10 protein-coding genes are annotated in these 12,471 nt (G+C 64.3%); 1 reads left to right on the forward strand and 9 read right to left on the reverse strand.

The window, feature by feature from the left end; translation table 11 throughout:
- Positions 1–11: 11 nt before the first annotated feature.
- The 5 genes from L0B83_RS07940 to L0B83_RS07960 form a co-directional block, all read right to left on the reverse strand.
- The gene (locus L0B83_RS07940; RefSeq protein ID WP_234757872.1) at positions 12–1,205 is read right to left on the reverse strand and encodes an MFS transporter; all 1,194 of its coding nucleotides are present in this window, start codon (positions 1,203–1,205) and stop codon (positions 12–14) included.
- 396 nt (positions 1,206–1,601) lie between these two features.
- On the reverse strand, positions 1,602–3,284 hold the full coding sequence (locus L0B83_RS07945) for an ABC-F family ATP-binding cassette domain-containing protein (RefSeq protein ID WP_234757873.1): 1,683 nt from the start codon (positions 3,282–3,284) through the stop codon (positions 1,602–1,604).
- 63 nt (positions 3,285–3,347) lie between these two features.
- A complete protein-coding gene (locus tag L0B83_RS07950; RefSeq protein ID WP_234757874.1) occupies positions 3,348–4,628 on the reverse strand; it encodes an FAD-dependent oxidoreductase in 1,281 nt (426 codons plus the stop codon).
- 93 nt (positions 4,629–4,721) lie between these two features.
- The gene (locus L0B83_RS07955; RefSeq protein WP_234757875.1) at positions 4,722–6,737 is read right to left on the reverse strand and encodes a penicillin-binding transpeptidase domain-containing protein; all 2,016 of its coding nucleotides are present in this window, start codon (positions 6,735–6,737) and stop codon (positions 4,722–4,724) included.
- 82 nt (positions 6,738–6,819) lie between these two features.
- A complete protein-coding gene (locus L0B83_RS07960; protein WP_234757876.1) occupies positions 6,820–7,212 on the reverse strand; it encodes a winged helix-turn-helix transcriptional regulator in 393 nt (130 codons plus the stop codon).
- Positions 7,213–7,294: 82 nt separating this feature from the next.
- Between L0B83_RS07960 and L0B83_RS07965 the strand changes: the two genes are divergently transcribed.
- Positions 7,295–7,900 (forward strand): NAD(P)-dependent oxidoreductase, encoded by a 606-nt coding sequence (locus L0B83_RS07965; RefSeq protein ID WP_234757877.1) that lies wholly within the window; start codon positions 7,295–7,297, stop codon positions 7,898–7,900.
- A gap of 149 nt (positions 7,901–8,049) precedes the next feature.
- Here L0B83_RS07965 and L0B83_RS07970 read toward each other — a convergent pair whose 3' ends face one another.
- From L0B83_RS07970 to L0B83_RS07985, 4 genes are all read right to left on the reverse strand, one after another.
- The gene (locus L0B83_RS07970; RefSeq protein ID WP_234757878.1) at positions 8,050–9,495 is read right to left on the reverse strand and encodes a phytoene desaturase family protein; all 1,446 of its coding nucleotides are present in this window, start codon (positions 9,493–9,495) and stop codon (positions 8,050–8,052) included.
- Positions 9,488–11,041 (reverse strand): glycosyltransferase family 87 protein, encoded by a 1,554-nt coding sequence (locus L0B83_RS07975; RefSeq protein ID WP_234757879.1) that lies wholly within the window; start codon positions 11,039–11,041, stop codon positions 9,488–9,490. Before L0B83_RS07975 ends, L0B83_RS07970 begins: the two co-directional genes overlap by 8 nt.
- 140 nt (positions 11,042–11,181) lie before the next feature.
- Positions 11,182–11,322 (reverse strand): hypothetical protein, encoded by a 141-nt coding sequence (locus tag L0B83_RS07980; RefSeq protein WP_234757880.1) that lies wholly within the window; start codon positions 11,320–11,322, stop codon positions 11,182–11,184.
- Positions 11,323–11,896: 574 nt separating this feature from the next.
- Positions 11,897–12,439 (reverse strand): histidine phosphatase family protein, encoded by a 543-nt coding sequence (locus L0B83_RS07985; protein WP_172465594.1) that lies wholly within the window; start codon positions 12,437–12,439, stop codon positions 11,897–11,899.
- Positions 12,440–12,471 lie beyond the last annotated feature (32 nt).

Consider the following 12,471-nt stretch of genomic DNA (forward strand, 5'->3'; position numbering starts at 1 on the left):
ACAACTGCAAGTCATTTGCTTTTCGGGAGGGGCTTCGCGGCGCCGGCCAACCACAGGGCAATCAGGATCGGCACTCCGATGGCAAGCAGTGCCATGCGGATACCGGTCTGGTCGCCCAGGTATCCCAGGAGCGGTGGTCCGGCGAGAAACGCCACGTAGCCGAGTGTGGAGACCACCGAGACGCGTGCGGCCGCGTGTTTCGGATCATCGGCGGCAGCAGACATGCCCATCGGGAAGGCCAACGCGGCGCCGATACCCCAGAGGGCCGCACCTACCCCGGCAAGGATGAGGTTGCCCGCGAAAACGAAGAGAGCCAGGCCCAATGCTGCGGCGGCCATGCTGACCCGCAGCACGGCTACGCGTCCGAACCGATCGATAGCACGGCCCCCAAGGAAACGCATCAAGGTCATCGCCGCCACGAAGAGGGCGAACAACAGAGCGCCCGTTGATTCGGAAGTGTTCAGGCCATCCACGGAAGCCTTGGCGATCCAGTCGTTTCCGGCGCCTTCCGTCAGGGTGGCCCCGAGGACGACGACGCCGATCAACAGAGTGCGGGAGTCGCGCCAGGCCAAGGGACCCTTCAAGGCGGGCGCGCCGTCGTCGTGAGCCGTTGCCGTGGATTGGTGCGGCATGAAGTAGCGGGGAGCAGTCACGGTGAGGAGGACCACGACGCCTGCGATGACCAGCAAGTGCTCCGGCAGTCCGACGCCGATCTGGGAAAGCCATGCACCGACCAGCGCGCCAACAAAGGCACCCCCGCTAAAGGCTGCGTGGAACTGCGGCATGATGGTGCGCCCGAGGCGGTGTTCGACGTCGGCCCCCTCGATGTTCTGCGCCACGTCCCACAGGCCCACACCCGCACCGAAGAAGAACAGCGCCAGCGCAGTGGTGGCCACGGACCCCGCCATCAACGAGAAGGCGATTGCCGCTCCAGCCGACGCGGCCAACAGCCCGGCGGCGCGGACCGTGTTGGCCGTACCGATCCGGCCCACAACCCACCCTGCGGAGGGCAGGGCAACGAGGGACCCGACCGCGGTGCACAACAAAAGCGTGCCCATCTGCCCGGAGGTAAGGTGCAGAGTCTCCGTGACGGCGGGTATGCGCGCCGCCCAGCTGGCGAAAACCAGCCCGTTCATGCCGAATACCAGGAAAGTGGCGATTGCCGCGGCATTGACGTTCGGTGCGGTTCGGGTGCTGGTGGTCATACGGTCAGAACTTCCTGTTGGCTTTGATGTACGGAAGGCGCATCCGGGGCGGCGTTCAGGCGGACTGGTAAAGCTGGTGCAAGGGAGATGCTTACCGCTTCCACCGTAGCGGGGAAAGTCCCCGCCCCCGACCCCGACGCCCGGTCACCTCTGACCCCAAAATCGGGAACGCCCGGTCACCTCCGGCGCCCCCGTCGGCGACGCCCGGTCACCTCTGGCGCCAAAGTCGGGAACGCCCGGTCACCTCTGGCGCCAAAGTCGGGAACGCCCGTTCAGATCCGGCCGACCGCCGTCGAGCAAGTGGGCGAGCGTTCCAGGAAAACACGTCATAGGTGACCAGGGGGTTTCCAAATAACGCACCAAAAGTGACCGGGCGTCCCCAGGGGCGGGCTGAAGTCAGCGCGCCCGCTCTACCCGGGACTCGTCCCAGACGGGTTCGGCGGATTCGTAGACCTTGCCGTCGGAACCGAAGACGAGGAAACGGTCGAATGACTTCGCGAACCAGCGGTCGTGCGTGACGGCAAGAACGGTGCCTTCGAAAGCATCGATGGCCCGTTCCAAGGCTTCGCCCGAGTGGAGGTCCAAGTTGTCCGTCGGCTCGTCCAGCAGGAGCAGCGTGGCGCCGGAAAGCTGCAGCAGCAGGATCTGGAAGCGGGCTTGCTGTCCTCCGGAGAGCGACTCATATTTTTGCTCCGCCGACCCCACCAGCCCATACGAGTCGAGTGCGCCGGAAGCCGCCTCGCGCCCCAGCCCGGAACGGTGTTCGTCGCCGCGGTGCAGGATCTCCAGGAGCGTCCGGCCAAGGAGGTCGGGACGGGAATGTGTCTGCGCGAAGAATCCGGGACGGATCCTGGCACCCAGTTTCACGGTCCCTTCGTGCGGGACTTCGGCGATCTCGACGTCGGACACGGGCAGGTGCTCACGCTCAGGGTCCGTGCCGCCGGAGGCAAGCAGCCGCAGGAAGTGGCTCTTGCCCGAACCGTTGGAGCCCAGCACACCCACGCGGTCTCCGAACCAGATTTCGGTGGAGAACGGCTTCATGAGGCCCGTCAGTTCCAGCTTTTCGGCCACCACCGCGCGTTTGGCCGTCCTGCCGCCGCGCAGCCGCATGTTGACGTTTTGCTCGAGGGGCAGGGCTTCGGGCGGCCCAGCCTCCAGGAACTTGGCCAGGCGGGTCTGCGCGGCCTGGTATTTGTTGGCCATGTCCGAGCGGAATGCGGCCTTGGTCTTGTACATGTTGACGAGTTCCTTGAGCTTCACGTGCTCCTCGTCCCAGCGCTTGCGCAGTTCCTCGAACCGTGCGTTGCGATCGCGGCGCGCGTCCACATACGTGCCGAATCCGCCGCCGTGGACCCAGGCGCCGGCGCCGTTGATGCCGGGTTCGAGGGTTACGATCCGGCCGGCCGCGTTGTTGAGCAACTCGCGGTCGTGGCTGATGAAGAAGACCGTCTTCTTGGACTCATTCAGCTTGTTTTCAAGCCAGCGCTTGCCGGGCACGTCGAGGTAGTTGTCCGGTTCGTCCAGAAGCAGGAGCTGGTCCGGTCCGGAGAACAGTGCCTCCAGCACCAGGCGCTTTTGCTCGCCACCCGAAAGGCTCGACGCCGGCCGGTGCTGCGCGCGGTCGAAGGGGATGCCCAGCGCGGCCATGCAGACCTCGTCCCAAACGGTCTCGACGTCGTAGCCCCCTGCGTCTCCCCAGTCCACGATCGCTTGGGCGTACCGCATTTGGGTGGGCTCGTCGTCGTGCTCCATCATGGCGAGCTCCGCCTCGTCGACGGCGCGGGCGGCGGCGGCAAGCGCGGGCGGCGCCGCCGAGACGAGCAGGTCGCGCACGGTGGATTCGTCGCGGACTTGGCCGACGAACTGCCGCATGATGCCCATGCTTCCGGACCTGCCCACCACGCCTTCATCGGGAACGAGGTCGCCGGCGATGATCTTGAAAAGTGTCGTCTTGCCGGTTCCGTTGGGCCCGATTAACGCTGTCTTGCTGCCGTCCGGGACCTTGAAGGTCACGCCGTTGAGCAGTTGGGTGCCGTCGGAGAGGAAATAGTCGATGCCGGAAACGTCAATATGGGCCACGCGTTCAATCTTCCCATGGCCCGTACGTGACTCCTCAGCCGTCCCGGGCGGCGGCCCGCCTGCTCACGCCGGATTCCGCGCCGCCGAGGGCTTCCGGCGTGCGAAATCCGGGGCGTGCTCCGGACGTGGTCCGAAGGCGATCATGAGCGCGGGGATTTTGCCGAACCACGGCAGGTGGCGTGCGATAAAGACCAGCGGACTCGGCGGCCCCGCCAGCTGGCCCTTCACAGCGGGGGCAAAGACTGCTTGTTGGATGAGGAGCTGGACCTGCTGGATGACCACCGTGGGAAACCATCTGCGCTTCTGGACTGACGCGAGCTCGCACTCGCCGAGGGTACCGCGGAGCAGCGGCAGGGCGATGCGCTGCGCCGCGGCAACGGCGTCCTGGACGGCAAGGTTGATCCCCACGCCCCCGGCCGGCGACATGGCGTGCGCGGCATCTCCGATGAGGAGGAGCCCTGGTTTGTGCCATGGCTTGATCCGGTTGAGCTTCACGTCGAGCAAATGAAGATCGTCTATAGACCCGATTTCATCCAAGCGGTCCGCCAAGTCGGGGCGAAGGCCGGCAACACGCGCGCGGAATCTCTCGACTCCTTCGGCGCGGAGCTGGGCGTCCTTGCCTTTCTCCGCAATGTAGGCAATCTGGTAGAAATCTTTGCGCGTCAGGCTGAGCAACATCTCCTTGCCGGAGAACCGCGGCATGATGGAGGCCAATTGGGCCTGTTCGTCCGCGTGGCGGGAGAGCCTGAACCACCAAGTGTCGAAGGGAACCGGGAATTCGCGGGGGATCAAGCCTGCCCTTTGCCGCAGCACCGAGCTGCGGCCGTCGCAGGCCACTGTCAACGTTGCGCGTAGCTCACCCGTCCCGGTTTCCACCCCCGACTCCGCGTCCCGCGTCCGGTACACGACCCCGGCGACCTTCCCGCCGTCGTCGTGCAGCAGGTCCGTGGCTTCAGTATTCATCCGGAGGGTGAACTGCGGCTCCTGCCGGGCGGCGTCGACCAGGAAATTCAGGAGGTCCCACTGCGGAACCATGGCGACGTAGTCGTAAGGCGCCTTGAGGCGGTCGAAGGCCGCCAAGGTCACTTCGCCGTCGGGCGTGGGTAGCTTGAAATTGCCGAGTTTGCTTTGGGGGAGGGCCCGGAATCCCTCGCCAAGTCCGAGCTCGTCCAGCAGGCGGATGGTGGAGGGATGGACGGTGTCGCCGCGGAAGTCGCGCAGGAAATCGGCGTGCTTCTCGAGGACGGTGACGTCGACGCCGGCGCGGGCGAGCAGGAGCCCGAGCATCACCCCCGCGGGTCCGCCACCGACTACGACGCAGGTGGTGCTTTCGAAATGGTCCATGGCCGCTCCCCAACGATTGCCGCAACTAATTCACCAAGCGTTGAATTAAGTGTGCACCTGCCGGGAAAGGCCTGTCCAGAGCGGCTGCGACGCTTAGCCGGCGGCGGTCAGGAACGATTTGAGCAGCGGGCCGCTGGTTGTCGCACCGAGGCCGCCGTCCTCCACGAACACTGCCACGGCCAGGTCTCCGTGCACTGCGACGATCCAGGCGTGCGTCTTAGGCGGGTTGTCCTTTCCGAATTCGGCCGTCCCGGTCTTGGCACCCACGGGCGCCCCCGGCACGGACGCGAGGAAACCGGCGTGGCCGGAGGTCACTACGGCCCTCATCATGTCGCTCAGCGCTGCTGCCTCGGCAGGGGTGACCGGCTTGTCGGAGGCGGGTGCGGTGGCTAGTGCGGTGGGAGAGACCGGCGCAGCGGAGGCCGACGCTGAAGGGGATCCCGACGCCGACGCCGGGCTGGCCGTCGGCGTGGCACCCGCAGACGGTGAGGCTGCGCCGGGGTTCAGAACGAGTTGCGGCGACAAAGGCGCGCCATGGGCGACTGAACCGGCCATGACGGCCGCCGCGAGCGGAGAAAGCAATACTTTGCCCTGGCCGATCATCGAAGCCGCGTGCTCGGTGCCATCGGCGCTTCCGGGGACGGAGCCCAGGAAGGCATCGGCACCCAACTTCGGGGCTTGGACCGCCACTCCCAAAGAGGCCGCGGCGGATTCAAGCTGGGCTTGGCTGACCTTGTCCCTGGCGTTGATGAAGGCAGTGTTGCATGAATGCGCGAATGCGTCCCGCAGAGCAACAGAACCGAGCGCCGACTCCGGATAACCTTCGGCATTCTTGAAGGTCCGGCCGTCCACAGTAATGGTCGGCGTGCATTCAACCTTGGAGTCCGGGGTCATTCCATTGCGGATCAAGGCGAGGGAATCAACGATCTTGAACGTGGAGCCCGGGGCGTACTGACCCAGCATTGCCGTGTTGTACCCGTTGCTTCCAGGGCCGGAGGCCGCTGCCAGGACAGCTCCGGTGGACGGGCGGAGCGCCACGATTGCCGAGGCCGGGCCGACACCCGCCAACGTGTCTTCGGCGAGCTGTTGCAAGCGCGGATCCAGCGTGGTCTTCAAAGGATCTCCAGGCTTGGCATCGACGGCGAAAAGCACCCGGCGAGGATCCGGCTTGGCTGCCTTGAGCTGTTCATCCGTCATGCCCTGCGGCCGGGCCTTGATAGAGACCGCATCCTGGCCTCGAAGCCGGGCGTCGTACTGTTCCTCCAGGCCGCCGGTCCCTACGACATCTCCGGCTTTCAGGGCACCCCCGGCTTTTTGGATCTGTTCGGCGCTGGCCTCAGCGACGCTACCCAGCACAGGGCGTGCGAAGGTACGTGTCGGTGCCAAGGGCAGGGAGTCCGGAATGCCACGGGCGCCCGGAATTGCTGCAATCTGCTGGTCAGTGATGGTCCGGCCTTCTTGACGCAGCGTGATGGCGCTGACGAAGGCCTGCGGGCCCGCTGCCTGGACCTGCTTCACATACGCGGCTTCGTCCACACCGACGAGTTGCGCAAGCTTTGCCGCCGAAGCCGCAGGGTCGGCTGATCCGATGGTGGTCTTATCAATGCCGACGTAAACCACGGGACGGTAGCTGATCAATTTCGCGTCACCGGCACCAAGGATTTCCGCCCTGGCAGGCGGGGTGACCGTTTTCTCGAGGACTTCGCCGTCCTTCAGGTCCGGTTCCAGGAGCGCGGAATTCCATTGGACGGCCCACTTGTCGCCCGATTTCTTCAGGGCGGCCTGCGAGGTGTACTTCCACTCAGCGCTTCCGATCTTCCACGTGAAGTTGAGCGGCAGCGACGCTTTGTCGCCGTCGAGCTTCACCGCTCCGCTTTCAACCGCAGGCTTGGCCGGATCGAGGGCGGCAAACACCGCTTTGAGTTGCTCGTTTGCCGCTGCGGCACCCTTGCCGTCAACGGCGAGCGATCCGACGTCGAGCGCCGCGAGGGACGACGCGAGTTGCTTGGCTGCGCCCTCGGCGCCGGAGCGGCCGTCATCACAAGCAGATAGCGAGCCGGCAATCATCAGGGCGGCAAGCCCCAGGACAAGTTTCTTGGTTTTCCCCATTTGCGCAATTATGCCTTCTCGGGCTGACAAGAATGAGACAAATCACAGCACGTTGCGCTTTCGTGACGGTTCGCGAGGAGGGTCAGTCCCCGATGACAGCCTCGTCCTGGGCGTCGTCGTATGCGTCGCGGGCCTTGAGGATGCTGGGGACATGGTCCTCCGCCCAAAGACGCAAGAGCGTCAAGGGTTCCAGTAAGGACGCTCCGAGCTCGGTCAGTTCGTAGTCGACGCGCGGCGGGACCTGGGCATGGACCGTTCGGGTGATGAGTCCGTCGCGTTCCAAGGTGCGGAGCGTCTGGGTCAGCACCTTGGGCGTCACCACATGGACCATCTTGCGAAGCTCCGAGAACCGGACGGGACCATCCGCGAGGACCTGGACCACCAACGAAGCCCATTTGTCACCGATGCGCTGAAAGATGACCCGGGACGGGCAATCAGGGTCAAGCACATTTGCTGGCAGGCTTCTGGTATCCATGAGGTAACTAAGTTCCTTTGAAGCTATCAGTATCAATTAGATACTGTTTCGATATTGCAAGGATAGCAACCCAAGGAGAGTCATGAAAATCGCAGTTTACGGCGCAACCGGCATGGTCGGAAGCCAGATAGTCAACGAATCCCTGACCCGCGGGCACGAGGTCACGGCGATCTCGCGCACGGGCTCGGAGGTCGCCGGAGCGAAATCCGTCGCCGCCGATCAGGCTGATGGGCGGACGTTCGCCGAGATCGCCAAAGCGCACGACGCCGTTATCCTCGCCACCGGGCCCAGCCGCACCGGCGGCGACCATGCTGAGTGGCTAGCTGCAATGGACACGGCATTCAGCAACGCGGAAGGGACGCGCCTCCTGATTGTCGGCGGCGCAGGAACCCTCGAGATCGACGGTGTGCGGCTCCTCGATTCGCCCGACTTCCCTGAGGCGTACAAGGCCGAAGCCACCACCGCGGCGACCGCCCTTGCCGCCGTCAAGGAAGCTCCAGAGACCCTGGACTGGACCGTGCTGGCACCAGCGCCGGTCATCCAGCCAGGTGAGCGTACCGCCATCTACTCCACTGCCAAGGACACCCCGGCTGGCAGCACCATTTCCACCCAGGACTACGCCGTAGCGATGCTGGACGAAATCGAGACCCCGGCCCACCGCCGGATGCGCTTCACGGCAGCGAACTAACGCAACGCCCGCTCACCTACCGGGGCACATAGGTGACCGGGCGTCGGGGGAATGTGGCACATAGGTGACCGGGCGTCGGGGATGTTTCCGCCGTAGGTGACCGGGCGTCGGGGATTTTTCCGGCATAGGTGACCGGGCGTCTGAGGGGGTTACGCGCCCAAACCGAGCCCGGGTACCTGCAGTCCGAATATGTCTTTCAAAGCATATTTAGCTGCGTGGTACCCGGGCATTCCTGTTACTCCGGGTCCTGGAGGCGTGGACGAGGAACACAGATACACCCCGGGCAACGGCGTCCGCCACGGCACAGGGGAGAGCACGGGACGGCGCACCAGCCCCCGAATGTCCATCAGCCCCGCGCTGAAATCGCCGCCTTGGTAGTTCGCGTTATAGTCGGCCAAACCCGCCGCCGTCGTCGTCTTCCAGCCAATAACCAGGTCGCGGAAGCCCGGCGCGAATTCCTCGATCCGGGACATGACCGCCTGGGCCATGTCCACGGTCGACCCCTTCGGTACATGGCAGTAGGACCAGAGAATATGCCGCTCGGCGGGTGCACGCCCCGGATCCACGATGGATGGCTGGGCCACCAGGACGTACGGCTTCTCGGGATGCCGGCCGCCCGCTACCAGGTTCTCGGCCTCGGCCATCGCGGCACGCGTACCACCCACGTGCACCGTCCCTGCTTCAGCCAGCCCCGGAGCTGTCCAAGGCACCGGCCCGGAAAGGATGAAATCGACCTTGCACGCCGCATTCCCGAATCGGAATGTTTCCAGCAACCGCCGATACCGGTCGGGGAGTGCCGTACCGGCAATCCGCAGCAGACCCGGTGGCGCAACGTCAAGTAGGATCGCCTTCGCTGGACCCATCTCTTCCAATGAACCGATCTGCACGCCGGTCTCGATCACTCCGCCATGGGCCTCGATATCCCGGACCATTGCCTCTGCCATAGCCACGGAACCGCCCACCGGGATGGGCCATCCGCCGGCATGAGCCAGTGCGCCCAGAAGGAGTCCCGCCCCCGCGGCAGCGAGCGAAGGCAGGGGAGCGACGGCGTGGGCCGCAACACCCGTCAAGAGAGCGGGAGCCGCATCTCCCGAGAACCGCCGGTTCCACCAGGGCGAACCCTGCTCCAAGGTTGCGAGGCCGAGTCGCAATGCCGCGGCGGGGTCTGCAGGCATCCGCAGCAGCTGGTTCTGTGTCACGTCCAGTACACCGCCGAGCCGCTCGACGAGCGGTCCCATAAGGCGGGCAAACGCAGCCCCGTCAGCCCCTAGTTCAGTTGCGGTCCGCTCGAGAGAGCGATAAGCGAGCGCTGCCCTTCCGCCGTCGAGCGGCGTTCCGTACTGGACGTCCGGAACGCGGAGCTCCACGCGCCGCCCAAGTTCGAATTCCCGGAAGAAACGCGAAGCCAGAGCCATCGGGTGGACCGCGGAACAGACGTCGTAGAGATGGCCCGGTTCCAGCAGTTCTGCCGTTCGCATGCCCCCGCCGATCGTCGCGGCCGCCTCGTAGACGCGCACAGCCAGTCCCGCGCGGGCCATGAGCACCGCCGCGGCCAAGCCGTTCGGCCCGGAGCCAACGACGGCGACGTCAGCCATCGCGTTCGACCTCGCCGCGGGCGGGGGACACTGACTCGCGCCCGGACGGTGCGGCGACGCCGGCCGATTCGGACGCATCCGGGGGCAAGGCCATCCGCCGCCATGGCAGTACCGAAGCTGCCGGCCTCTTGATGTCTATCCGCAACCAGTCCTGGGCCCCGTTGAACACACCACCGTGAGGATCATCCACTACATGGACCCGGAGCGGATCCAGATGGGGTTCCCAAATGTCCCAAGCGACCCTCAGCATCAAATATGCGGTTGCGGCCATATGAAGCATCACGGCCATGACGTAGTACGGCATATCGATGTTGTTCTGTGCGGCCCCGCCACTGCTCGCCTGCCCCAGGTACATCCAGGTGGCGGTCCAATGCAACGCTTCGGCGGCCTGCCAGAGCAGGAAGTCGCGCCACCGGGGCCTCGCCAACACCAGAAGCGGCACCAGCCAGAGCACGTATTGCGGCGAATAGACCTTATTGCTCAGGATGAAGGCCGCCACTATCAGGAACGTCAACTGGGCCAGGCGCGGGCGGCGCGGCGCTGTCAGGGCCAATCCGGCAATCAAAACGCAGGCGATGAGGAAGATGTCCATCGCGAGTGCATTGATGGCTTCCGGGCCAAGCTGGCCAAAGTGAAGGCGTTCGGCAATCAGGTTGTAGGCGAACCATGGAGAGCTGTATCCAGCGGGGCGATCACGGGTGTAGTCGAAAAAGTAGCGCCAACCGGCCGGGTTGACGGCTGCGACCGGAGCGTTGACTGCCAGCCAGGCCACCGTCGCGGACAGGGCAGTCACAAACAAGACCCGCAGCCGGCCGGTGCGCAAGGCGAGCAGAAAAACCGCTCCGAGTATCAGCAGCGGATAGAGCTTCGTGGCCGTCCCCAAACCGATGAACAGGCCGGCCAGGACGGGGCGTTCCTTTGCGAAGAAGTACATGCCCACCGCGAGCATGGCCACGGCCCACATGTCCCAGTTGATGACTCCGGCCAACACCATCCCGGGAGCCAGGGCCACCATGGCCGCGTCCCAGGGCCGGCGCCGGTTGATGCGCGCAGTGGCCAGGACAACCACAATCCACATGGCCGCAATCAAGGTCGCATTCACGTCGAAATATCCAAGGATCCGTTCCGGGCTGGCACCGCGCCCTGGCACAAGCCATGCAGTGACGCCGGCTATCAGCCCCGTGATCACGGGATATTCGAAGAGGGCTCTCTGGTCAAAGAGCGGAAACACGCCGTCCGCGAGGCCCCGGCTGCTGAAGAGTTCGGGAAAATCCGAGTAGCAAGTCGCGTAAAACTGCTGCGGAGTGTGCCATCCGTTGACCCGGCAATAGCCCTTGATGAGGATCGACAGAAGCGCCGCAGCGACCGTGAGGATGATCAGGACCCGTTCAACGGTGAAGAATCCGGGGGAGATGGCTCCGGGGGAGGACCGCCGGCCGAGGGGTCCTCCGATCAACTCGGTGAAGTTCCTTAGCAGGGAATCGTTGCGGCTGGGAACCACAAAGCGAGCACGCTTTTCCGGGCTGTGCGGCTTCGTCTCCTGCATGGAATCGAGCTTAGCGCAGGCGCCGGGGACGGGATCCGGCCATTAAAAGGCGGAAGCCCACGCATAGCCGCGTGGGCTTCCGAGGCGAACGGTCCGATGCGTGCCATCAGTCCCTCCTGGATTGCGAAGGCCGGGAACAGTTAGCGGATGACGCCCATTTGGTGCAGGACGACGTAGACGTCTTCCCGGCGTTGGTCCAGCAGTTGTCCGTTGAAGAGGGTCTTATCTTTGACAACAGGCTTGGCGTTGAAGACCATCAGGTCCTTGAGGCGCTTGGCCACGGAGTCACCTCCTTTCCTAGTGAGAGAATCGCCGGAATTCGGGCACGACAATTAAGCCCCCTGAATTCGAAGAAACAGCGGCAGAATTAGACGCGTGAATGTGCGGCAATGGCGGGTGGATTAAGCGGATTTATGGAATGACCGTAAAAACAACCGATGCAAGGAGTTCCGGCATCCACGGGGCAGCCGTCCCCAACAAAGAAGCTGGTTCCGAACTATGAGGAAACTGCGCACCACGTCGATCGCGTGATACCGCTCAGTGGCAGGCCCGGCTCGGCGCCCGATTGCACTGTGAGGCTCCCCTGGATAATCAGGGGAGGCAGTACATCAGGGGGAGTTAGGCCGAAAAACGGCGTCGAGCAGCGAAGGCCGGGGCGCCAGCAACGGTCATCTTCCATCCGCTAGTCAAAGTAATCATTTTCCCAACCTCCTTTTCCGCTTTGGCACTACCGCAGCTGACTGACTGGGAGTGCACGCCTCAATCCCGGCGGATCGCTCTGGGATCAAAAATAAAGTTACACTATGAATCGCGCTGTTGACCAGCAAATTACAAAGAATTTAGAAATTAATTCTTCTACAGTCCCCAGCGAAGAATGGCAGGCGTCCGCTTATCCCATCCCAGGGTACAAACTTTGGCTGTTCCCAGGACAAAATGGCGTCCTTCCCGGGCATCCAATTCAAGCCAGCGGGCCGTGAGGATGCGGGAGAAATGGCCGTGCGCCACAATCAGGACGTTGTCCATTCCGGACTCGAGGACGCGGGCGATGATCTTGTCGGCACGGGCTGCCACGGAGTCGAGCGTCTCGCCATTGGGAACGCCGTCGAACCAGATCAGGTAGTCCGGGTTGTCCTTGCGGATGAGGTCCGAACTGATGCCTTCGTAGTCGCCGTAGTTCCACTCCACAGCGAGTGGTTCGTGGACAGCGTCGGGGAAGCCTGCCAACTCCGCGGTGCGCCGGGCGCGGCGCAGCGGGGAGGTCAGGACCAGGTCGAAGTCGATGCCCTCCAGGATCTTGCGGGCTTCCACCGCCTGCTGCTCGCCTTCCACGGTCAAGGGAAGGTCCGTCAAACCGGTGTATTGGCCACTCTTGGACCATTCGGTCTCCCCGTGACGCATGATCCAGAGCTGTGGCCGGGAGGGCCTGGCTA

The sequence above is a fragment of the Arthrobacter alkaliphilus genome (assembly GCF_021483235.1).
Classification (GTDB): Bacteria; Actinomycetota; Actinomycetes; order Actinomycetales; family Micrococcaceae; genus Arthrobacter; species Arthrobacter alkaliphilus.